Consider the following 23190-nt stretch of genomic DNA (forward strand, 5'->3'; position numbering starts at 1 on the left):
GATTCATTATCTTGCCCGTTGCTATTTTCAAAAGCTCTTATATCTACAATTATGGAAACTATAATTTCACACAAAAAAGAGAAGAACCTTGGTAAGTTCTTCTCTTTTTTGTTTATTAAATTGTAATATAATTACAGTATGTGAAATTATATTATTTTAATTGTAAAAGCGAAGTGAAAATAACCTTCTCTCCACTTTTGGCATTTATTTAATTGGTTTCTCTGTTTTTAAAACGAATGAACTTAACGCAGGAACTTTAATTTTATTATCATGGACAACGTATAGTGGTTTACTACCTGACTGTTTACCATCTACTAACACTTTCCAAGGACCTTTCGATGGAAGTGTTATGTCAACCGCTTTTCTATTTGCATTGTGAGCCACCATAAAGTATTCGTTTTTATTCCCCTCTATTGTATAAGCTACCGTGTTTTTCGGGGTATCAATAAATGATACATGTGTTTTTATTTGCTCTGCAGTTGTCATTCGAAAAGCTGAGTACTTCTTCCGTAAATCTATTAACCCCTTCATATAATTTACTTCATTATTAAATGACGCACGGCGTAACCAGTCCATTTGATTAATTGAATCGGGAGATTTGTAGCTATTATGATCACCATACTTCGTGCGCATAAACTCTTGCCCTGCATGTATGAATGGAATACCTTGTGATGTTAATAAAATTGAAGAAGACAATTTGTGCATTTGTTTTCGCACTTCTTCACTGTCACCCGGATTAGTCAACTCAAGTTTATCCCATAATGTATGATTATCATGTGCTTCCACATAAGTTAGCACCTGCTCTGGATCTTGATAAGTAGACGAATTTATATCGTAGTCAATGCCTGCTGTAATGCCTTTTTTAATACGGTCTTCCATGTTTTCCTTTCCATTTACAAAACCATTTTCTTTCTCTTCAAATACACTACCTTTCAATCCATCACGTATATTATCATTAAAATGAGCAATCCCTTTCATTTTCTCCGCGTTTTTTTGATTGGCTTTCAACTCAGCTGCAAGAGGTGTATTTAAATCCCAACCTTCTCCATGCAGTATAATAGAAGGGTCAATTTGATTAACAGCTTTACGTATTTCATTCATCGTTTCATAATCATGAATGCCCATTAAATCAAAACGGAATCCATCTAAATTGTATTCTTTTGCCCAGTACGTGACAGAATCAACCATAAACTTCCTCATCATTTTTCGTTCTGAGGCAGTATCATTTCCTACTCCAGTTCCATTTGCAAATGTTCCGTCTTCATTGTAACGATAATAATAACCTGGAACTAACTTATGAAAATTAGATTCAGTAGCACTATACATATGGTTATAAACTACATCCATAACAACACGAAGATTATTATCGTGTAGTGTTTGAATCATTTGCTTTAATTCAGTTATTCGAACAGTTGGCTCATAAGGGTTTGTAGAATAGGATCCCTCTGGAACGTTGAAGTTTTTCGGGTCATATCCCCAGTTATATTGTGGTTCGTTTAAATTCTCTTCATTTACTGAAGCATAATCAAATATCGGTAAAAGCTGAACGTGCGTAACACCAAGATCTTTCATATGATCAAGTCCTGTTTTCACACCTTCAGGTCCTCTTGTTCCTTTTTCTGTTACTCCTAAATATTTCCCTTTTTGCTTAATACCACTTTCAGGTTGGATGGAAAGGTCGCGTACATGTAATTCATAAATAATAGCATCTTCCGGATTTTTAAATTTTGGCTTTTTATTTGCTTTCCATTTTTTCGGATTTGTTTCTTCTAAATCAACAACTGCACCTTTATCTCCATTTACAGAAGCAGCACGTGCATACGGATCAACTGCTTCAGTCCACTTATCACCAATTTTTACCTTATACGTATAAAAGAGCCCTTTTTGGTTCCCTTTAAGTTCTGCTTTCCAAGTGCCCTTTTCACCTTGTTGCATGTTTATTTCAGTCCCTATTTTATCGTTCCATTTTTTATATGTAACTAACTTTGCTTCACTCGCAGTAGGAGCCCATACACGGAACTTTGTTTGTTGCGGGGTATAAATATTACCTAAATCGTTACCACTATAATAAAATAATTTATCAAACTCTTCGCTACGAATGACTTTACCGATTTCAGTATTCGCATAAGCTAAGTTTTCTATTTTAACTTTGTATGTCTGTTTTAAATCAATTTTCTGCTCCGTAATTATTTTCACCCTATTAGTAATATCTCCACCATTTTTATCAAAAGGATTAATTTCTTTAATTTTAATGCCCTCAATTTCAATTTTCTGTTCCTTACTGTTAAACGGAACATTAGTCGTTACTGTTATTTCATTAAAACTATCAATAGTAGCTTTTTGAATTGCGAGATCCGAAGAAGGCTTAGAGTCATATACTTTTTCATCACCCGAAAGAATCCACACTTCAGCACGACCGTCCTTTATATTTTCAATCCAACGATCTCCACCATCTTTTTCCCACTCATTCGTACGAATGATAAATCCTACACGATTATAGTCACCATCTACTTTAATCTTAGCGTACTTTCCAAATTCATCTTCACCAGTAAATTCATATGATTTACCATTTGCATTTTCTCCCCACATCCAAAGGTTCCAGTCTTTTGTATTTCCAGATTGCTCTTTGTAATGAATGATAACTTCAGTTGTTTTCGAATTTGAAACTGCCTTTACACTTTGAAAAGAGAAAACAGATGTTAACATAACGATTATAGTAAGTAATAAAACTGATTTGTTAATTAATCTTTTTGTCATTTGCACCACATACACCCTTTCTTTAAATAGTATGAGCGATTTATTATGCTCGTCTAAATTACACTGCTTAAATTAATCTAGAAATCTCTTTTACTTCACCCCCATATTGGCTATTTTTATGTATGTATTTCAATGATCTTTTAATACGAAAACGTTTGCATTAATGTTTAAAAAAATAGATTTGATTATGTCTTCATATATTTGTAATTAGTAAAAGATCAGGGAAATCATTTTAAAGCAATCGTTTGTTATCGCTTTCATTCTATAGCACTTCCCATTAAGAGGTCAATATATTATTAATTTTCTGTTTTTATATGCTGTAAACCTTATTTATTTGTCGCAACTTCTTAAAGATAAAACGCCTAATTATTGCTAAGTAAGTTTATTTTCAGCAATACATTGCTATGTAAAAAAACAGCTAATATCCTTAAAATGATATTAGCTGTTTTTCATAATGTAATAATATATGAATGATAACTATATTTCTAACTTACTTAATTTTTGCTGCATCAAATGCTTTTTGTACTGCTTGAACCTCAGCTGTATTCGCACCATATTTATTAGTTGCCACTCGAATACATGCTGATCTCAATTCTTTGAAATTAGAAGTCATGTTTAACTCATCTGTATTTGCGTAATAGAAGATATCAAACATTTTATCTTCACCAATTCCTTTAACGGTTACACCGTTATGAGTTCCACCTTTTGCAATAAGATACGCGACTTTATTAATAATGCTTGAATTAAAATGAACGCCACCTTGATCCCATCCATTAAAATCGTTAAATTCACTGTAATCATCTGGATAAGGTACTCCAAGTGAAGATGGAACAGAAGCTGGGTTTTCCATATCACGGAAGACAGATCCAGTTTGTTCTCCCATCGTCCAGTTAAAGCTTCCATTATTTACGTATTTCTCAATAGATGTTCCCATAATATCAGATAGTGCCTCATTAATCGCACCAGATTCACCGTAATATTCAAGATTAGATTCACTAGAAGTAACAGCATGTGTAAATTCATGCCCAGCTACGTCATATGCTTTGACGATAGGATCTCCATATACAAGCATACTACCATTATTAGCACTTAACGCATTCTGCCAATTCTTCGGATCATTCGTATCTCCAGAATCCCAAGCATGTACAACTGAAACTACCTTTTGTCCCTTATTATCAAAGCTATTACGATTGTATTTATCTTTATAAAAATCAAAAACTTTTGTTGCTAAGTAATGAGCACTTACTGCTTTTGGATCGTTAAATGTTGTTGAAGTACTAGTTGCTAATGTACCAGGATAATAGCTTTCTTCTTTAGTAATATCTCTGTAATTCACATCATATGTTTCAATTCCTTGCCCTCTTGTATAATCAGCAAGAGCATATTTACCATTACTTTGTTTAGAAATACCAAATGAACGAGAGATCCCTAAATCATCTTTTCCAGTGCCCTTTAATGATGTCAGACTGCTTTTTTTACTTTTCTTTAAGGCTCCAACTAGTTTATCGCTTGCTTTCAAGTTAGACTCTTGCACCATATTTTTTAACATATCACCATTTTGTGCATTTACTAAATATGTTCCAGACACATAGTTTGGTGTTGCAGCTTCAAATGTAACCTGGTATGCATTACTAGCTTGTCCATTATTTTCATCAACAAAAATAACTTCCTTAACTTCTGGCTCAGAAATAAACTTGATATCGTTTCCATATTTCGTATAAATATATTGTTTTGCTTCATCTTTTGATAGATTAATAGGTTTTTTCAATTCTTCTTGTTTTAAGTTTTGCGCGCTATCGCCTGAAACACTTTTAATAACACCCTTATTATCTACGTGTGCAGTTAATTGATGTCCATATACTTCTTTTCCTTCGTATGTTTGCTGCATACGTATAAGTGTAGTTCCATCATACGAACCACGTTTTTGAAGGACTTTATAATCTACTCCTGCTTCTCCATTGACTTGTTTTTGGGACAGAGCTTGTTCTGCTTTCTCCTTAAGGGCATCCTTTACTACATTTTCTGGTTCTTTTTGTGACGGTTGTGTAAGTTCACCCGAACGGAACGATTCCTCCTGAATTTGAACTTGTAGTTGATCTGTTTCCTCTGCATGACCTACCCCATATGGTGCCACAACTGTTAAAGCTAATCCTGTTGTTAATGCTACTTTAGTTAATGTCTTTTTGTTTTTCATTATTTCACCTCGTATAATTTTTGAAATAGAAAGCTTGTACAAAGTATACTGTCTATTACTGTCGGAAAAAAGAGAAAATACACAATTTGTGTAATATTATGCAAAATTACATAAATTAAGGATGATGCTATAAATAAAGAACAACTCATATAAATGCATTAATTTCAATAAAAAAAGAGCTCCCTAAGGCGCTCATCCAATTGATTAGTTGCCAATTATCTATATTTCATTCTAATAAAAGTACACTTACATCTAAATAACAACATAAAAACCCACTCTTTACTTTTTTAAGAGTGGGTTTCATGCTATTAAAATAACAATTACTATAAGAAACTTTATAATTTATATTTTTCTAGTAATCCTACTAAGTTTTTTGTAGAATTCACCTTTTGTCTTTACATGATTAAACTGATTTGGATTAATATTTGCTTTTTGTGAGAGTAATATAATCTCTTCTTTTGAAATTGAGTCTTTAGTATTTATAGATGCTATATTTGTGTATTTTCCGTCTTCTGTTTTTGGAATTTCTAAAATCCCTTTATTCACAAGATCAACTACCGCCTTATGCTCTGAAGAATGTATATCTACACCAGTAATTTTCCAATTACGCATAACTTTTGGCGTGTATACACCGTTCTTTACCTCTTTTAAATATGTAATAGCGAGGTTACGAATGGTTCCACCAGTTTCCCCGAATGCATTCTCTTGTTTAGATGACCAAATTTGTTCAAACTTACGCCCCTCTAAAGCTCCACCTTTTGCCTGAAGAGCCTCCATTCTATATGCATTCATTCCCAGCGTCATAACATCGCTCATTTTGATTGGTTTGTTTGTACGAATAGAGCGTAAATTTGTAATTCTACTTCCATATGGTTTTGTTAAGTCAATTTCGTATTTTACGCCTCCAAAGAAATCGTTCGTACTGTATTTAGACGCACGGCGAGTTTTATCAAAACTAACGGTTACATCTCCAGCACGAGATGAGTTAAAATATCCCGCTGCCCATTCCATATAGTCTTTTAAGTCTTTCCCAGTTACCTTATATACCGTAATTTCACCCAAAGCATATTGATAATTATATGCAATATCTTTTTTCTTAATAGGACCTACATCCAAACGGGCATTATCATTATCAATTTGATGGGCTACTACATCTGCTTTGCTGTAGTAGAGCATGACTTCATGAAAGAAATCTGATAAAGGTGTCTCTTGAATCTGCACACTCGGAATACCCTTTATTTCATTTTCAGGAACAAGGTTTCTACCCTTTAATTGAGCGACTACAACATTTGCATCTCCCCTTGCATACTCGTGAAAAGGTGTCAGTGTGTCTTCAAGTGTAGGATCAGATACTACTGTAGTTCCATCAGTATTCTTTACAGGTATAGCGGTAGCAGTTTTATCTTTTAGAACAAGCTTTCCATCTTGCTTTGTAAAATTAAGATCAATACGTGAAATATGCGTTCCATATTTATCTGGTTCTGTAATAATGACACCATTTACAACTTCTTTTTTAACAAGCTTATGCATATGAGCTGCAAAAATAGCGCTTAGTTCCGGACAAGCATTCGCAATATCTTGAACCCCAGTACCAGGGATTCCATTCTCATTTTCTAGTCCCATATGCATAACCCCTACCATTACATCTACTTTACCTTCTAACTCTTTAATGGCCTTCTTTGTCTCTTCTACTGGATTTTTCACCACTAAACCATCCAAATGATCTGTCCCTTTTTCAAAATCACTAATCATTGGTGTATTCATACCAATAATCCCGACTTTAATTCCACCTTTTTCAACAATTGTATATGCAGGAAGAAAACGCTCTCCATTTTCCTTATAAATATTTCCTGCTAACGTCTTGCCTTTATATTGCTCACTAACTTTTTTCAATGTATCTAATCCAAAGTTAAATTCATGATTTCCAAATGCCCAAGCATCATATCCCATTGCATTCATCGCTACCATCATTGGCGATTGTGGCTTATCATTGAATAACTCTACTGAATTTCCTTGAATTGTATCCCCAGCATCTACTAATATGGTATTTGGATTTTCTTGACGTACCTTCTTTATAACCGTATAAAGCTGCGTTAAACTTCCACTCATATTTGCTCCATCAAGCGCATAATCCCAAGGCATAAATCTACCATGAATATCTGCCGTACCTAACAATGTAATATTAACATCAGATTCTTCAGCCTTAGAAAGAGCTGGTTTGACCGTTACTGTTGTTACAAAAAGCATAAAAATAATAAAATAGCATACATAGTTCTTCCATTTCATTTTTTGCATAATATCAATATTTCTCCCCTTTTGTACTGTCTTAAAGTTGCTTGAACTTTAAAAATGTAACTTATTATTCGGAAAAATTCAACTACACAAGATAATTTTGGAGGTGGTTCTGCTGCTGCAAAAATAAAGGGAATAAAATGCACGCGCTTTTGACTTGCTGTTTAACACCTTCTATATACTGCAACAACTGCTTTCTTAGATTTCTATAATCTTCTGATTCCGAAATGTCAACGGACCGAATCAACCTGTCAAACATCATTAGACGATGCATTCGTAGTAACACTATATATTTTTAAAAATCATGTTATTAAGCGTTGTCTCATTCAATCGAACATTACATAAATGTAAAAAATCATCCTATTCATCCATTTTTCATGCATATGTATGTACATTTGTTAATTTATTCGATATATTATGTGTATTGAATGATTATGAAAAGTTTATTGGTCGCTAAAAAAACCTTATATTTTTATATCCGAGAAAACTACAAAATGTATGTAAATCCATTTGTCAAATGAATTTAATGCGGAAGGAGGTTTGTGGTTACTTCATCGGGATATAATAATCAGTTTTAAACTGATAAAAATATAGGAGGCGACAAAATGTTTCGTACGATTTCAAATTTCATGAGAGTAGCTGAGATAAGAAGGAAAATCCTTTTTACATTAGCGATGTTAATCGTTTTTCGAATTGGCACGTTTATTCCAGTTCCTCATACTAACGCAGAGGTATTAAAAGTACAAGATCAAGCTAACGTTTTAGGTATGCTAAACGTATTTGGCGGAGGAGCACTGCAACACTTCTCAATCTTTGCTGTAGGTATTACACCTTATATTACCGCTTCCATCATAGTACAATTACTACAAATGGATGTTATACCTAAATTTTCGGAATGGGCAAAGCAAGGAGAAATGGGCCGTAAGAAATCAGCTCAATTCACTCGATACTTTACAATCATTCTCGCATTCATACAGGCCATTGGGATGTCTTATGGCTTTAATAATATAGCAGGTGGACAATTAATAACAGATCAAAGCTGGACTACATACTTATTTATTGCGACAGTTTTAACTGCAGGTACTGCATTTTTACTTTGGTTAGGTGAACAAATTACTGCTAATGGAGTAGGTAATGGTATTTCGATGATTATCTTCGCAGGACTTGTTGCAGCGATCCCAAATGTTGCAAACCAAATTTATTTGCAACAATTTCAAAATGCAGGCGATCAATTATTCATGCACATCATAAAGATGGTTTTAATTGGTCTCGTAATTTTAGCGATAGTTGTTGGTGTTATTTACATTCAACAAGCTGTGCGTAAAATACCGATTCAATATGCAAAAGCTGTTTCAGGAAACAATCAATATCAAGGAGCAAAAAACACTCATTTACCTCTTAAAGTAAATAGTGCTGGTGTAATTCCAGTCATCTTTGCTTCCGCATTTTTAATGACGCCGCGTACAATTGCGCAGCTCTTCCCTGATTCAAGTGTATCAAAATGGTTAGTTGCAAATCTTGATTTTGCACATCCAATTGGAATGACCCTTTATGTCGGTCTTATCGTTGCTTTCACATACTTCTACGCATTTATTCAAGTAAATCCAGAACAAATGGCTGAGAATTTGAAAAAGCAAAATGGATATGTGCCTGGTATTCGTCCTGGTAAATCAACAGAACAATATGTAACTAAAATTTTATATCGTTTAACATTTATCGGTGCAATTTTCTTAGGTGCAATTTCAATTTTACCGCTCGTATTCACGAAAATTGCTACATTACCACCTTCTGCACAAATTGGTGGTACAAGCTTACTTATCATCGTCGGTGTAGCACTTGAAACGATGAAGACATTAGAAAGTCAGCTCGTGAAACGTCATTATAAAGGGTTTATAAAAAAAGTAAATTAAGTAAAAAAACACAGTTGGTTATTTTTCCAGCTGTGTTTTTGATTCTTCTACCTCTAATTTCCCCACTAATGTATCAATCACTTTTTCTAAGTTCACTATTTTTTCTTCTAATGCTTGAATGCGTTTTTCGCTATCTTCTACATTATTATAATTTAACTCATCATTGGACGATTTGAACTGCTCCCATAATTCGAAAATAGTATTTTCGGTAGGTGATTTTGATTTTTCATCATTACTGGTTGCATCTTTATTTGCTTCTAATTCAAATTGAAGTTCATATGTATTTCCAGTTAACTCTTTAGCTATTTGTGAAATTAAATTTTTATAAGACTTTTCAACCCATTCTTGTTGAAATTCGTTTTCAAAATAAATGGTCAATAAACTTTCATTTATTCTGGCTGTCGTTCCTTTCATCCACGTTTCATAGGAAGGTCTTGAAATTGTTAATTGGATTTTATCTTTTATTTCATCCCAAATCGTGTTGGATTCCTCTTGTCCAGAAGTGAGTGGATTATTTTGCATGTTATGAATCTGTGCTATAGAAGTGGCTTTTGATTCTATTTCGAACCAAATTTGATATTCTTCATTAGTAAGATTCTGTACGGTACTTGAAATTATATTTTTATACTCCCCTTCAAGCAAATCACGATGAAACGCATCCTCACAAAAGATTATTAATGTATTATCTTCTATAGTAGCATTTGTATTTCTAATCCATGTCATAAATGTTTTCTCAGCTACTTTTGGCCTTAATGCTTTCTTTACTTCATCCCAGCTATTAAGCCTTTCTTTTTGAACATCTTTCAACTTAGATGGTTCGCCATTACATAAATCAAACTGAATTTCAAATGTCGTATTAAACATTTCTCTTAATGTATGAAATACTAATTCTTTGTAATGAGATTCTAACCAGTCACGTGCAAATTCATTCGGACAATAAATTGTTAATATATCATCCTCTAAATTAACAGTAGTATTAGTAAACCAAGTTACATATGATGGTTTTGAAATTTGCGGTCGAATTTTTTCCTTTACTTCAGTCCAATTCATTTTCATAATAACTCCCCTCTTTTTACCGTTATCTTTCATATAGCTTAATAATATTACGCCTTTCCAATAAATAAAGTCCATCCGTATCGTTAATAAAATTCAAGCAGCCCTGTATATAACAGGGCTGCTTCTTTATACAACTACATTTCCTTCTCAAATAATCTTCCTTGTTTGAAATAAGTCCGGAGTGTGGAGAGATTAGCTAAAAATACACCAACCAAAATGAAACAAGCACCTATTCCCATTGTAGGGTTTAAAGGTTCTCCTAATATGATGTATCCTACTATAATAGCAATTAACGGCGATACATATAACCACGTTGATGGGAATACAGGATTCGTTTTTGATAAGAGCCAGTAATATAATCCATGCCCACCAATTGATCCGATAAAGATGAGATATAAAATAGGCCACTGTACACTCCATGAAGCTAATACAGTTACATTCGGTTGTTCTACTATGACGGATACAATTAGTAATAAAACTCCTCCGTAAAACATTTGAATACCATTAATGAGAAATGGTGATACACTTTGTAAATCCGAAAGTATTTCTTTTGAGCGAATAGAGCCTATTCCGTAAAATAACTCTCCTATTATTAAAACAAAACAAGCGATACTCCATACGAAACTTATTTCTTGATGCATTCCTGGTAAAGAAACAAAAACAACACCTATTAGTGCAATAATTAAAGCGAAAAGTTGCTCCTTTTGTAATTTTGTCTTATTTCTCTTTGCTTGTAATAACAAAATCATCATCGGTCCTGTAGCAGAAAGCACAGCAGCTAATCCCGAAGAAATATATTGTTCTGCCCAGTACAGTGATGCGAATGTCATAAACGTTAAACAAAAACCAGCATACATAATACGTTTCGAAAATACATGTGGCATAATTTCTTTTCGCTTTAACTTAAATATAATCATCAGAATTACGCCTGCTAAAAAGAAACGAATGCCTGCTGAAAATAACGGGGGCGCTCCTGCTTCAATTCCAATTTTTATCGTTAAAAATGTTGTTCCGAAAATAATACATACTAAAATATAATTGAAAATGACCATTTTTCTTCCTCCTTTTTACTCTTACCATGAGTATAGAAGGTATAGTGTATAACAGTGTATCTATGTATATAACAGTTGCCTAAAATCGTAGTTGATTCTCTTTACATTTTTCGCTTTAATTAAATAAAAACGAAAAAGGTGAAACCATGAAAATTGTCCTTCGTAAAGAATCCAACATACCGTATTACAAGCAAATATATATGCAGATCGTTGAAAGAGTACAAAGTGGCATGCTTTCACATGGTGACTCACTTCCATCTTTACGTTCTATGGCCGAAGATTTACAGATTAGCCTATTAACTGTTCGTAAGGCATATAAGCAATTAGAAAAGAAAGAATATATACGCATTGAGCAAGGAAAAGGTGCTTATATACATAAACATGGAAAGAAAGATTTCAAACCAATTCCGTATAAATGGCAACAAACGAAAACGATTAATGTTATACGATCTCAATATGCAATGAATCAGCACCGAAAATATTACGATTTTTCACAAGCGATTTTGTATCCTCGCTTATTGCCAAATCCATTCTTAGCAGATGAAATGCATAAAATACTGAATAAAGACCAGATGATCTTAGCAACTTATGGACCAGTACAGGGTGATTATGAACTGCGAGTTGAAATAGCAAATTACTTACATGAACACCAGAAATTAGTGACAGACCCATCTCAATTATTAATTACAAGCGGTGCACAACAAGGAATTGATTTAATTGCTCAAACATTATTAAAACCTGGTGATATTGTATTAGTGGAAAGTCCGTGTTACAGTGCCGCACTTGATATTTTCATCAATAAAGGCGTTCAAATTATACCAGTTTCTCTTGATAATCATGGAATTCGATCCGATTTAGTGGATGATATTTGTCAAAGTAAAAATCCCGTATTATTGTATACGAATCCAACTTTTCAGAACCCAACAGGTACAGTAATGAGTAAAGAACGGAGAATGGAACTTATAGAACTAGCGGAGCTGTATGAGTTTTTCATAATTGAAGATGATTCTTTCGGAGAGATATATTTTGAGGATGCTATTGTGCCCCCTCCAATCAAAAACTTTGATATAAATGGTCATGTAATATATATAAAAGGATTTAGTAAAACGTTAGCACCAGGATTGCGTATCGCAGCACTTATTGCAGATGGTCCTATTTTTGAATGGTTATTTGCTGTAAAAGGTTCAATGGATATCGGTAGCCCTTTATTAACACAAAAAGCACTTCTACCGTTTTTACGTGCAGAACGTATGAAAAACCATTTAGAAAAATTACGTACGGCTTTACAAATTAGACGTGATATAACGATTGATATGTTATCACCACTTAAAGAAATTAGATTTCAAATACCAAATGGTGGCTTTAATTTATGGATTACACTTCCTGATTCGATAGATCCCTTTACCTTATTACAAAAAGCAAATGAAGTAGATGTCTCTTTTTTACCAGGAACAGCTTGTCTATTAAATCCCGAAATAAATAATCACCAATTAAGGATTAGCTATTCTATGTTAAATGAAAAAGAGATGTTAATTGGTTTAGAGAAATTACATGATACAATACAAAACTATAAACTATAGAAGCATGTGTCCACTATCTGTAAGCTAAAAAGTAAATACCCCAAAATATTTTTATTTTGGGGTATTTACTTTTTAAAGGCTACTTAATCATTTTCATTCCACTTTCATTACAATCTTACCTCTAACATGTTGACCTTCACTCAAAATATGAGCTTCTCTAACCCCTGCTTCATTAAACGGAACAACTTTATTTATGATTGGTTTTATTTTTTCATGTACAATTAAATCTGATAATTCTTCTAGTTGCTTTCCATTTGGTTTTAGCCATAAGAAACCTGATTTTATCCCTTTTACTTTTTGGAGTGGTTCATGAACAATCGAAACGAAAACACCACCAGGTTTTATAATTTGAAAACTTTTTTCCTGTACTTCGCCACCTATTGTATCTAACACAATATCAAAATTTGATAGTAATTCTTCAAATTTATCCTTTTTATAATCAATAACGAGATCCGCTCCTAGAGACTTTAAAAACTCTTCATTCTTACTACTTGCAGTTGTCGCAACAAAAGCTCCAAATGATTTTGCGATTTGGATTGCTAAACTACCAACTCCGCCAGCTCCAGCATGAATAAGTACTCGGTCATGTTCTTTTATTTTTGCGTAATCTACAAGGCTTTGCCACGCTGTAAGTCCTGCAAGAGGAATCGAAGCTGCCTCTTCGAAACTTAGATTTGTAGGCATATAGGATACTAAATCCGATTTTACTGTAATGAATTCAGCATAAGAGCCCTGTCCTATATTTTCAGGTTTCGTATACACCTTATCTCCTATTTTGAAACACTCTACCTCTTCCCCAACTTCTTCAATAATTCCAGCTACATCTAACCCTAAAATGATTGGAAATGAAAATCTTAACTGTTGTTGTAAGTCTCCTTTTCTTATTTTCCAATCAACAGGGTTAATAGATGTTGCGAGAATGCGTATTAATACCTCGTTATCTTTAACAACCGGTTTTAAAACTTGTCTTTCTTTTAATTCTTCAACACTACCATATTGATCTATAACAATTGCTTTCATTTCCATTCCTCCTTGCTATTTATTTTAATAACATACAAATATTTCTCAAAATTTTTTGCCTTGAATTATCATAAGCTTATTTTTGGGGGTAATTATGTAAGAAGCAATATGAATTCCAAAAGAAACGTACACTCACCTTAGAATCATTCAAAACTGTATTTTCAATTACATTCAAAAGAAATGGGGAGAACTTATGACTGAAAAGATATTTAAAATAAACGGGATTGATATATGTACAGAAAGCTTTGGAAATCCTAAAAACCCTGCTATTTTATTAATTATGGGTGCTACTTGTTCAATGGTTTATTGGGATGAAGAGTTTTGTGAACAGTTGGCTAACACGGGGAAATTTGTTATTCGTTTTGATAACCGGGATGTGGGACGCTCTGTTACATATGAACCTGGAACTTCCAATTATACAGTTACAAATATGGCTGAAGATGCAATTGGGGTACTAGATGCTTATCAAATTGATAAAGCGCATCTATTTGGTATGTCATTAGGTGGTATGATCGCTCAAATTGCTGCTGTAAAACATCCCGAAAGAATTTTAACGTTAACATTACTGGCTACAAGTGTGATAGGATCTGACGATAACACGCGTGATTTACCTCCGATGGATGAAAGAATTTTAACGCATCACGCAAATGGCACGCATTTAGATTGGACAAATGAAAATGTTGTAGCAGAATATTTAGTTTCAGGATCTCGCTTATTATGTGGATCCAAACGAATATTTGATGAAAAAAGGGTCTTTAAACAAGTAAAACAAGAAATAGAACGAGCTAGCAATTTATTAAGTATGTTTAATCACGCTTTACTTCAAGGTGATGATGCATATGAATGTGTGCTTCACTCCATACAAGCACCTACATTAGTCATTCACGGAACAGACGATACAGCACTCCCTTTTGAACATGGTCTCGCACTTATTGATGAAATTCCTAACTCAGTCCTATTAACACTTGAAGGCGCAGGACATGAAAATCATCCCGATGACTGGGTAGACATAATTCATGCTGTTACTGAACATACATCTAAAATATAGATAAATAACGAATAGAAGGGCACACGACAATTTGTGCCCTTCTATTCGTTATATTAAAAAAAGCCCATCACTGTATCCGTATGTATAGTGATGGGCAATACTTATTTTTTCTATGTTTAAAAAAACGGACAATCTAATTGATCAACAGACTCCCATGATTTTTTTTTTATATTGTCAGTGGATTTATTAGCTTCAAGTGGCACGTTTTTAAAAGGGTTTACTTCAACCTTTAATATGGAAGATGGCTCGACGTACAATGAGAAAACATGACTACTAGGTATAGCTTTTGACACATCAATATCTCCTACTTGTTTAAAGAGTTGCTGCGCTGCAAAGAAAAAGAAATTGGTTGGGTTTGATTGTTTATTTAGCCATGCAAGCATTTCAGGTGATACTGACTTATGAATATTGATTTTTACTCGATCACCACGTTTATATCGCCTAGATCGCATGCTTCCACCAACTAACTTATCGTTAAGTTTGTAAACCCTAACTCTTTTTGCTTATGCTCTCTATATTTTGGCGAACAAGTGTAAACTAATAATCCGCGTGCATTTGTAAATAATGGATTATCTACAAAGATTACATTTTTTAGTCGTCCTTTTTGTTTTAAAATCATTTTTAAACTGTTTTTTATAATTACTGCGCCCCCGCCATATATAAATACGTATGGATCGTCTTTCATATCATCAATTTTGTTTATGATATCCGTTGCGACACGCGCTGCTAAACCTAATAATGCTGGTTGTGATTCCTCAACTAATAACGCATTTCTTGGGTGCTTTTCACTTAAATAAATTTGGTTAAACTCTGTAATGCTATCAATCGTTTTTGTTGGATACTTTCGGTTCCATCTCGTAATAATTTGTAGCAACGTTTCTTTCACACCATATGATAAACCTTTACTTAGTTGTGGTCTAAAGTTTACGCCTAGTGAAACTACTTCTTCTGTCGTCCCAGCACCAATATCAAAAGATAATAATGTTTTATCAACAAAATCAATTTCTGAAACTTGATTTTGTTCACATTCTATTTTATGTTTCACAACATTTCCTTCTTCATCGTATACAATACCCCACGTCCCAGAAGCGCCTTCAGGTAGGCATTTACAAAACTCGATAGATACATTAATCGTAACATCACGTCCGTTTGGATAATGGAACACAACTTTATGATTGCCCATATAACGTTTCGCATTTTCCGCAGCTATTTCTTGTGTAATAAGCTGCATAGGAAGAGCAACAGATAAATCGTAACGAATATTAATATGACTAGAAGTTGGACTTTGACGCATAGCACTTACCGCTAAACCAGATAGAATTGTAATAACCATTAACTCATCAGTTGACTTATTTGATTTCTTCTCAACCTCAGTACCTTTTAATTGATCTTGAATGACTTTTTCTCCAACGATATACCGCACATTATTTAACATTAGTGATGGAGAACTAATGGTCACATCAATGTGATTTTCTAACTCAGATAATGAAACATCACTCTCATCTAACAATCCTGTAGGCTCTCCTATATATAAAGAATATATACTCGGAATAAAAATAGGGTCTTGCCCTTTCACCATTAACTTCAAACCGTTATTTCCTGCATCAGCACCAGCTTTTAAAAGAATAGACATAACTACCCCCTAAATTAATCTGACATCCCTTCCAAATATATGCGAGCCCATTCTTTTACATTCAAATGTAATGTAATTTTTTATTAATCTTAAAAACAAAATCTCATATTCCATCCTATATGTAAAAAGTGTTTGACATGTAAATTTTCCAATTTTATACTATGAATGTAAATAGTTTTTTACAAATACGGAGGTGTCATTTCTAAATTGAAGCATAAAAAATTTATTTTCATGATTATCGTTTTATCATTAATTGGAGTCCTCGTACATGGTGCGTATAAATATGTAACAGAAGGTTCGATTTTGGGAGAAACAATATTCGCTTTTTCGTTAATGCTTGGTAATTTAATTAATCAAATTACTTGGGGAGATCCAAATGGAGTATCGGAAGAAAGCCAAGACGAAATGGGACAGCAAATCAAATATAAAAGCTTTAAAATTGCTTATTTTGCACTTATTTGTTTTATGTTTCTAATTTTAATATTTTCAGAAGGATTTGCATTCCTATTACTTGATGAAATAAAGAATCTTCCTCTCTTTATCGCACTTTGTTCTTCATTCTTTATTTATCCTATTGTCGAATTTATAGTCGGAAAACAATATAAATAAAAAGATGAGATTTTCTATATACAGAAAATCTCATCTTTTTATATTTACATACCCTCAATTATCGCTTTTAATTTATTCACAGTCCGCCAATTCCTGACTGTAGCTGGTGTATGTAACTTCTGAAACTGGTTCATTAATTTAGAATTCCGAATGCTATTTTTGAAAAACAAATAAACCACCTTCTCATCTATATAACAATCCTCCATTTCACTTTTATACATAAGTAATTGCTTACTTTCATCTGCAGTAAGTGAATTAGCTAAAAAAGCAACATGTATATTTTCTCTTTCTAGTAATGCATCCGTCTCATAAGGAACATTGTTTATAATATTTATAAACTCTTCATTTGTCTTTAGAATAACTGGAACATCAAAATCGAAAACGTTTTTAATTTCAGATTGTATTCGTTCCTTTAGAAATGTTATATCTTCCTCAGATTTGAACACGATATTACCGCTTTGAATATATGTTTTTACTTGTTTTAACCCTATGGATTCAAACATTTCTTTTAAATCAGCCATTTTAATTATCTTATGCCCGCCTACATTGATTCCTCTTAGTAATGCAATATAAATTGCCATATCAATCCTCCACATTTAAATGAACCGAACAATTGAGTTGATTTTCACCCTCATATTTCTCGGATATTTGTTTTAATTCCTCTAACATATCATGTATAGATAATACCTCAAATATTATTATAGATTCGCTTGAAAAGTGATGATGATATTGATTTGGTTTACAATGTCCTCCATCATTTTTATAATCCCAAAATTTTTTGTCTAATTCATCAATCAGTTTAAAATGTTCTTCATCTATTTCATTACAATGATTTCTTAATATAGAAATTATAGAATGAATCGTTCGCTGTAATATCTCTTTTTCATTTTGTGACCAGTTACATGTTTCAATTGATGCTCGAGCTAAATTATCTATATGATAAATAATTTGCTGTAATAACTGAAGTTGCTTTTGTACAAGTAAAAAGCTTCTCATTTCTTTTTTTGTATGTCGATGATATTTCCAATCTTTTTGCTCATATTGAACAAATTGTACCGCTTTATGTAATGATAAATTCAATTTAGATAGATTATGAATTGTCTCTTTCGTTATAACCTTCCCTTCAATTAATGCATTAAGCCATTCCTCCATAATATTTGCCGTTTTAACAAATAGTTCCTCTGTACATCCCGAAATGGTTTTAACGTAGTGTGGTGGCAAAATGAAAAAATTCACTAAAGTAGATACTATAATACCAGTAGATGTAGTAGCTAATCGAATTAAAAATGCAGTGAAATAATGATCTGCCGTAATAGGGATCATTGCAACAGCAGTTAATGTTGCGACTAACGTTCCCGCATGTAAATTTAGTTTTTGACATGTAACGATTGTAAACATCGCTGCTAACGCATAAGAAAGAGCCTGATGACCTAGGAAAAATGTGAAAGTCATTGCATACGCCGATCCAATTGTTGAAGCTGGAAAACGAACTAGGCCTTTTTTTATAGAATCCGTTGCAGTTGGCTCAATCGTTACAATAGCCGTGATGACAGCAAAAATAGTGGGTATATTGAAAAATTCGCAAACTAGAACTGTAAGAAAAACTGCTATTCCGGTTTTTATCACCCTTCCTCCAACAATATTCCATTTTCTAACTTGTTTCATTTTGTATTTCCTTCATTTCTATTTCATTTATATATACTCTACATTATATATCGTACTAAATAAAAAAACTTACTACTTTGTTATGCAAGAGTAAGTTTTTTTTATCGTTATTTCATGATAGGTAAATGCATTATAATTTGTTGACCAATTGGTCCCATTCTTCTAAAGCCTTTATCTTGGAAGCCGACTTTTTCATATAAATTTTGTGCAGGAATATTTTTTTCATTCACAGCAAGTACAACTTCATTTTTTATCGGAAAATAACGTTGTACAAACTCTTGTAATAGTGCCAATGACTTTTTAGCATATCCTTTTCTTTGTCTATCGTGATTTATAGAAAAAGATGTTAAAAGTAAAGCATCCTGATTGTCTGTGAACTCCTGTACTCTATCTCCTGTTTGCAATGCAAAAAGGCCAACAGGTACCCCATTATAATCTAAAATAACAATGACATTTTTTGTACGATCACTTTTTGCCTTCTCCAATAATTCACCTGGATCCGATGTGAATTGAACTTGTTCACTTGGTAAAGTAAATGTTTGTATAACTTCTTTATATTTTTCCCTATACGGAACTAATTGAATTTCCCCTGTATGTATGTTCATGCTAAACTCTCCCATTTTTAACTTATTAACTTAGCCCTTGCTGCGCTTTTGAATGCACTTTTCCATCTAAAAAGGTAATTTCAACTAATGAAGTTGGATTGCTTCCCTTCCATGAAAAAATTTGCTTAATTTGTGTAGAATCTTCTACACCTTCTTCTATAAGTAAATTACCATCAAAACCAATTAAATCTTTCACTTCGGTATAAGTCATTCCTTCATTTATATTGGAGAAATGATTTATATTTATAGACTCTAGCTGCTGTCTTTCCATCACAGTAGAAGAAGTTGCCGTTTGTTTTTTCACTTCTTTCTTCTGTTCACACGCTGTCATACTGAAACCTAAGCATAAACTACATACTATTAATGCGCTTTTTTTCATCATAACAGTTGTCCCTCCCATCATAATTAAACCATATATTCCCTTAAAAATAAACTGAATATTAAATATTATATTGAAAAATCCCCGTACAATTAAGCACGGGGTTAATTTTATTTATTCAAATGATTATTTGATTGGTCATTCTGTTCTTTTCTTAGTTCTTGTTCTTCATCTTTTGGTAATTGTTTATCATTATCTTTAATTGGATTCGTTTCTCGATTTTCAATCATGTCGTTTGGAACCTGTGGCATTACTCGGCCAACAATTGCTGCTAACTCATCAAGTATACCTTCACCTGTTTTTCCTTTTTTAATTTGCTTTCCAATTTGTTTGAGTCGTTCATACGTATCAACATCCGCTACAACGACTGCATTAGCACCATCCGGATCGTTTTTTAAACTTTCTGCTACAGAGTATTTAATGGACTCCACGCGAGTTCGATCGAGTTTCGCTTTTACATCAATACCTACAATAGCATATTTCCCCACAACTACCGCTGTTGCATCATTTACACCTGGCACACTTGCGGCTAAAGATGCTAAATGGTCCGCCGCTTTTTCATTTGGCTTATTTGGTTTGTTTGTATAATTAACATTTTTCGTCGAAACATTTTTTTGCTCTGGTTTTTCGTTTGGATTTTCCTTTTTTCCAATACTGCATCCTGTTATAAAAAAGCAAAGCATCAACATATATATTAGGATCTTCATTATTCTCACCACTTTACTATTAAAGTTTAATCATAAATTTTTTCAACAGCTTGCATTTTCTTCACTTTTTCCTCTGCCCCGCTATTTGCATTAATGAAAATTTGGTACGTATCTTTCCCTAAAGTACCTACAAATTCATAGCAAAGTACTTCATTATGCAAATCATTTACTACGACAGCTTTACGTTCTTCCATAACTTTAACATCTGGATTGATTTTCTTTCTTGCTTCTGCTGCAGTTAGCTTTGCTGAGGGAACTGTTCGTTTTTGGTGTGATGCTAAATATTCTTTTGCAGAAAACCCAACGATGGAACCGTCATCTAAAGCAATTTTCATTTGGATTGCTTCTGGATAAATTCGTATGCCATTCTCATTTACTACATACGTAAATACACCAACATTATCATATTGCGAGCTATCATAAAGCTCCATATTATTAAACTTATGGTCCTTTAAAAATGTCAAACCTTTACTTCCAGCATCGTTTAAACTAATTTTCTGCTCTTTAATTTCTCGATTATTCATTACCCAAATTGGATATCCGCCTTTTCCAGTAATATCCATATGAAACTCGTTATTCGTTGCTTTATCTTTAATTTTCACACTATAGAAAGATTCTTTCGCACCTTTTCCGCTTTTCTCAACATCTACTTTTTCATTTCCTTTTAAGTTCAAAAACGATTTTGCAATTTTCGCTGCTTCATCTTTAGAGATTGCTTTCCCTTCTGCTTCAAATCCTCCTTTTTTATTTTTTTGTGCACTAGTAAAGGTCGGTCCGAAGTTTGTAGATGAATACGATGTTACGTTTTTCTCTACTGTTTTTAATCCGTCAATAATTGTATTGTCTGCAGGATCACGATTTGATGCGAGTGCCATCTCAACATCCATCCAGCGTAAATTATTTTTCAAAACAAGATGTTGTACTTTTCGTAACTCATCTTGTATATTTCCTGCATTTGAATATAAAGTTTCCAACGTTTTGTATTCTTGATCATTTAACGGTTCTTTTTCTAAATCACGAATGGCTGCACGATAACTAAAATCGCCGATATTTGCTAAAAATTCTTCTGTTTTATTAAATGGCATTAATGTTAAAGGCAATTGTCCTACATCCGAACGCGCTTCAGATGTTAAACGCCATACGTCTGCTAATGCTGGTGATAAAGATGCACGTGAATTCATCGCAAGCGTTGTTCCAATTTTATCGTGCAACAAATCAACCTCGTACGCCAAATCATGAAATGCACGTTGATAGCTATTTTCTGCTCGAATTAATACTGCATTCTTCTCTTGATGCTCCTTATAGCCCCAGTATCCTGTTCCAACTACTCCGACTGTTAATAATACGATTATAATACCTCGTAACATAGTTCCACCTCCGCTCTATTTACAGAAAATATGTTTCCCGATTTTTTTAATTTGTGGACGAGTCCAAATCCATTTACTTGTTGCGGTATCCGGATTGAAATAATACAATGCGTTTCCTGTTGGGTCCCATCCATTAATTGCATCTAATACAGCTTTTTTCGCTGTTTCATTTGGTGTTAAATATATTTGTCCGTCTGCTACTGCTGTAAATGCTCTTGGCTCAAAGATTACACCCGAAACGGTATTTGGGAACGATGCACTTGTAACACGATTCAAAATAACCGCAGCTACTGCAACTTGCCCTAAGTACGGCTCACCACGAGATTCTCCATATACTGCGTTTGCCATGAGCTGAATATCATTTTGAGAATAACCATTTGGAACATTTGTCCCTTTATTTTGAGGTGGTTTATTTTCTTGTGCAGTACCACCACTATTTCCTTTATTTGTTGTCGTTCCTTTATTAGCAGTTGACTTATCATATTTCGTTGCCTTCACGAGCATTTGCTTCGTTTTAGTTCCAGCTAAACCATCAACAGGTAATCCGAATTTCTCTTGAAAATTTCGAAGTGCCCAGTATGTACCCCATCCGAAAACACCATCCACTTTTCCCGTATAAAATCCGTTATATTTCAAACGAGATTGCAGTTCAATGACATCTTCGCCAGATGCTCCTCTTTGAATGACTTGATTAGAAAAAGCTTCAACATTTTTTAGTTGTATACTACTTACCATCAAAGATAGTCCTATGAATGCAAGTAAAACTGCTATTTTAAAAATAGCTTTTTGACGCATATTGTTCCCTCCTTAATTACGGAAATGATTTCTTGGTTATGTTTTGTAAAAGCCTCGCTTTTATGTAAAGAAGACAAAAAAATCCAAACTCATATCGTTGAAAAAATATGTAAACAATATATAAAAAGAATAAAAGGAGTTCATCATGAAGAAATTGTTAAAGCGTATCGCAATCGTCGTTATGTTCATAACAACATGTTCAAATGTATATACTGGCCCATCAATTGTTCATGCGCAACCTCCGTATGCCAAATGGGGGAAACTTGCTGTAGAAAAGACGAAAGAACAATATCCAAAAGCTGAGATTATTGATTATCTTCATATCGGTAGAAAACCAAAAACTGTTCAAATAACAGTCGAAAAATTTAAATTGTGGCTTCGTGAAGATGGAAAAGAATATGGTGTTTTTGTTGATGTAGAATTTGAAACGAAGACGGAGAAATTTATAAAGTTGTCGTTTCAGAAGACGAGTAGATAAAATGAAACCCCCACTGTTTAACATATGAACAGTGGGGGTTTCT

General features: G+C 33.4%; 20 protein-coding genes. 5 read left to right on the forward strand and 15 right to left on the reverse strand.

The genetic code is table 11. The features are described from left to right. Positions 1 to 204: 204 nt before the first annotated feature. From pulA to KVT31_RS18770, 3 genes are all read right to left on the reverse strand, one after another. A complete protein-coding gene (gene pulA, locus KVT31_RS18760) occupies positions 205 to 2763 on the reverse strand; it encodes a type I pullulanase (protein ID WP_088096572.1) in 2559 nt (852 codons plus the stop codon). A 484-nt stretch (positions 2764 to 3247) separates the two neighbouring features. Then, complete coding sequence (locus KVT31_RS18765; protein WP_088096573.1) at positions 3248 to 4951, reverse strand: M4 family metallopeptidase; 1704 nt, start codon at positions 4949 to 4951, stop codon at positions 3248 to 3250. Positions 4952 to 5293: 342 nt separating this feature from the next. After that, a complete protein-coding gene (locus KVT31_RS18770; protein WP_088096574.1) occupies positions 5294 to 7246 on the reverse strand; it encodes a bifunctional metallophosphatase/5'-nucleotidase in 1953 nt (650 codons plus the stop codon). 602 nt (positions 7247 to 7848) lie between these two features. Between KVT31_RS18770 and secY the strand changes: the two genes are divergently transcribed. Then, positions 7849 to 9153, forward strand: coding sequence for a preprotein translocase subunit SecY (gene secY, locus KVT31_RS18775; protein WP_088096575.1), 1305 nt, complete (start codon positions 7849 to 7851; stop codon positions 9151 to 9153). An 18-nt stretch (positions 9154 to 9171) separates the two neighbouring features. Here the strand turns inward: secY and KVT31_RS18780 are convergent, their stop codons facing one another. Both KVT31_RS18780 and KVT31_RS18785 read right to left on the reverse strand, forming a co-directional pair. After that, positions 9172 to 10209, reverse strand: a complete 1038-nt coding sequence (locus tag KVT31_RS18780; protein ID WP_088096576.1) for a DnaA N-terminal domain-containing protein — start codon at positions 10207 to 10209, stop codon at positions 9172 to 9174. A 134-nt stretch (positions 10210 to 10343) separates the two neighbouring features. Further along, entirely contained in the window at positions 10344 to 11261 is a 918-nt protein-coding gene (locus KVT31_RS18785) for a DMT family transporter (protein ID WP_088096577.1), read from the reverse strand. 146 nt (positions 11262 to 11407) lie between these two features. On the opposite strand from KVT31_RS18785, the gene pdxR reads away from it, so the two are divergent. Then, positions 11408 to 12841 carry a MocR-like pyridoxine biosynthesis transcription factor PdxR gene (gene pdxR, locus KVT31_RS18790; protein WP_088096578.1) on the forward strand — a complete coding sequence of 478 codons (1434 nt, stop codon included), beginning with the start codon at positions 11408 to 11410 and terminating at the stop codon, positions 12839 to 12841. 93 nt (positions 12842 to 12934) lie between these two features. On the opposite strand, the gene KVT31_RS18795 is transcribed toward pdxR, so the two are convergent. After that, positions 12935 to 13861, reverse strand: a complete 927-nt coding sequence (locus KVT31_RS18795) for an NADP-dependent oxidoreductase (RefSeq protein ID WP_088096579.1) — start codon at positions 13859 to 13861, stop codon at positions 12935 to 12937. A 193-nt stretch (positions 13862 to 14054) separates the two neighbouring features. Between KVT31_RS18795 and mleBCA the strand changes: the two genes are divergently transcribed. Continuing rightward, complete coding sequence (gene mleBCA, locus KVT31_RS18800; RefSeq protein ID WP_088096580.1) at positions 14055 to 14909, forward strand: BCA family alpha/beta fold macrolide esterase; 855 nt, start codon at positions 14055 to 14057, stop codon at positions 14907 to 14909. 116 nt (positions 14910 to 15025) lie between these two features. Here mleBCA and KVT31_RS18805 read toward each other — a convergent pair whose 3' ends face one another. After that, complete coding sequence (locus KVT31_RS18805) at positions 15026 to 15361, reverse strand: hypothetical protein (protein ID WP_088096581.1); 336 nt, start codon at positions 15359 to 15361, stop codon at positions 15026 to 15028. Positions 15362 to 15372: 11 nt separating this feature from the next. Further along, on the reverse strand, positions 15373 to 16542 hold the full coding sequence (locus KVT31_RS18810) for a ParM/StbA family protein (RefSeq protein ID WP_088096582.1): 1170 nt from the start codon (positions 16540 to 16542) through the stop codon (positions 15373 to 15375). Between the two features lie 207 nt (positions 16543 to 16749). On the opposite strand from KVT31_RS18810, the gene KVT31_RS18815 reads away from it, so the two are divergent. Then, positions 16750 to 17151 carry a hypothetical protein gene (locus KVT31_RS18815; protein ID WP_088096583.1) on the forward strand — a complete coding sequence of 134 codons (402 nt, stop codon included), beginning with the start codon at positions 16750 to 16752 and terminating at the stop codon, positions 17149 to 17151. 44 nt (positions 17152 to 17195) lie between these two features. On the opposite strand, the gene KVT31_RS18820 is transcribed toward KVT31_RS18815, so the two are convergent. The 7 genes from KVT31_RS18820 to sleB all read right to left on the reverse strand — a co-directional run bounded on the left by KVT31_RS18820 (position 17196) and on the right by sleB (position 22669). Next, a complete protein-coding gene (locus KVT31_RS18820) occupies positions 17196 to 17732 on the reverse strand; it encodes a DUF1697 domain-containing protein (protein ID WP_088096584.1) in 537 nt (178 codons plus the stop codon). A 1-nt stretch (position 17733) separates the two neighbouring features. After that, the gene (locus KVT31_RS18825; protein ID WP_088096585.1) at positions 17734 to 18816 is read right to left on the reverse strand and encodes an aromatic acid exporter family protein; all 1083 of its coding nucleotides are present in this window, start codon (positions 18814 to 18816) and stop codon (positions 17734 to 17736) included. Between the two features lie 107 nt (positions 18817 to 18923). Next, a complete protein-coding gene (locus KVT31_RS18830) occupies positions 18924 to 19421 on the reverse strand; it encodes a GNAT family N-acetyltransferase (RefSeq protein WP_088096586.1) in 498 nt (165 codons plus the stop codon). A 25-nt stretch (positions 19422 to 19446) separates the two neighbouring features. After that, positions 19447 to 19803 carry a hypothetical protein gene (locus KVT31_RS18835; protein WP_088096587.1) on the reverse strand — a complete coding sequence of 119 codons (357 nt, stop codon included), beginning with the start codon at positions 19801 to 19803 and terminating at the stop codon, positions 19447 to 19449. Between the two features lie 107 nt (positions 19804 to 19910). After that, a complete protein-coding gene (locus KVT31_RS18840) occupies positions 19911 to 20507 on the reverse strand; it encodes a YhcN/YlaJ family sporulation lipoprotein (RefSeq protein WP_088096588.1) in 597 nt (198 codons plus the stop codon). Between the two features lie 26 nt (positions 20508 to 20533). Beyond that, positions 20534 to 21874: a germination protein YpeB gene (ypeB, locus tag KVT31_RS18845; RefSeq protein WP_088096589.1), complete on the reverse strand. Its 1341-nt coding sequence runs from the start codon at positions 21872 to 21874 to the stop codon at positions 20534 to 20536. A gap of 15 nt (positions 21875 to 21889) precedes the next feature. Then, positions 21890 to 22669, reverse strand: coding sequence for a spore cortex-lytic enzyme (sleB, locus tag KVT31_RS18850; RefSeq protein ID WP_088096590.1), 780 nt, complete (start codon positions 22667 to 22669; stop codon positions 21890 to 21892). A 145-nt stretch (positions 22670 to 22814) separates the two neighbouring features. On the opposite strand from sleB, the gene KVT31_RS18855 reads away from it, so the two are divergent. Beyond that, positions 22815 to 23147 carry a DUF3889 domain-containing protein gene (locus tag KVT31_RS18855; protein ID WP_088096591.1) on the forward strand — a complete coding sequence of 111 codons (333 nt, stop codon included), beginning with the start codon at positions 22815 to 22817 and terminating at the stop codon, positions 23145 to 23147. Positions 23148 to 23190: the final 43 nt, after the last annotated feature.

This window comes from Bacillus sp. GbtcB14, from assembly GCF_019091205.1.
Lineage (GTDB): Bacteria > Bacillota > Bacilli > Bacillales > Bacillaceae_G > Bacillus_A > Bacillus_A cereus_AG.

Bases quoted from the DNA above. Each gene is read 5' to 3' on its own strand.
- KVT31_RS18765 (WP_088096573.1), bottom strand. From the start codon at position 4,951: ATGAAAAACAAAAAGACATTAACTAAAGTAGCATTAACAACAGGATTA.
- KVT31_RS18770 (WP_088096574.1), bottom strand. From the start codon at position 7,246: ATGCAAAAAATGAAATGGAAGAACTATGTATGCTATTTTATTATTTTT.
- secY (WP_088096575.1), top strand. From the start codon at position 7,849: ATGTTTCGTACGATTTCAAATTTCATGAGAGTAGCTGAGATAAGAAGG.
- KVT31_RS18780 (WP_088096576.1), bottom strand. From the start codon at position 10,209: ATGAAAATGAATTGGACTGAAGTAAAGGAAAAAATTCGACCGCAAATT.
- KVT31_RS18785 (WP_088096577.1), bottom strand. From the start codon at position 11,261: ATGGTCATTTTCAATTATATTTTAGTATGTATTATTTTCGGAACAACA.
- pdxR (WP_088096578.1), top strand. From the start codon at position 11,408: ATGAAAATTGTCCTTCGTAAAGAATCCAACATACCGTATTACAAGCAA.
- KVT31_RS18795 (WP_088096579.1), bottom strand. From the start codon at position 13,861: ATGAAAGCAATTGTTATAGATCAATATGGTAGTGTTGAAGAATTAAAA.
- mleBCA (WP_088096580.1), top strand. From the start codon at position 14,055: ATGACTGAAAAGATATTTAAAATAAACGGGATTGATATATGTACAGAA.
- KVT31_RS18805 (WP_088096581.1), bottom strand. From the start codon at position 15,361: ATGCGATCTAGGCGATATAAACGTGGTGATCGAGTAAAAATCAATATT.
- KVT31_RS18810 (WP_088096582.1), bottom strand. From the start codon at position 16,542: ATGTCTATTCTTTTAAAAGCTGGTGCTGATGCAGGAAATAACGGTTTG.
- KVT31_RS18820 (WP_088096584.1), bottom strand. From the start codon at position 17,732: ATGGCAATTTATATTGCATTACTAAGAGGAATCAATGTAGGCGGGCAT.
- KVT31_RS18825 (WP_088096585.1), bottom strand. From the start codon at position 18,816: ATGAAACAAGTTAGAAAATGGAATATTGTTGGAGGAAGGGTGATAAAA.
- KVT31_RS18830 (WP_088096586.1), bottom strand. From the start codon at position 19,421: ATGAACATACATACAGGGGAAATTCAATTAGTTCCGTATAGGGAAAAA.
- KVT31_RS18835 (WP_088096587.1), bottom strand. From the start codon at position 19,803: ATGATGAAAAAAAGCGCATTAATAGTATGTAGTTTATGCTTAGGTTTC.
- KVT31_RS18840 (WP_088096588.1), bottom strand. From the start codon at position 20,507: ATGAAGATCCTAATATATATGTTGATGCTTTGCTTTTTTATAACAGGA.
- ypeB (WP_088096589.1), bottom strand. From the start codon at position 21,874: ATGTTACGAGGTATTATAATCGTATTATTAACAGTCGGAGTAGTTGGA.
- sleB (WP_088096590.1), bottom strand. From the start codon at position 22,669: ATGCGTCAAAAAGCTATTTTTAAAATAGCAGTTTTACTTGCATTCATA.
- KVT31_RS18855 (WP_088096591.1), top strand. From the start codon at position 22,815: ATGAAGAAATTGTTAAAGCGTATCGCAATCGTCGTTATGTTCATAACA.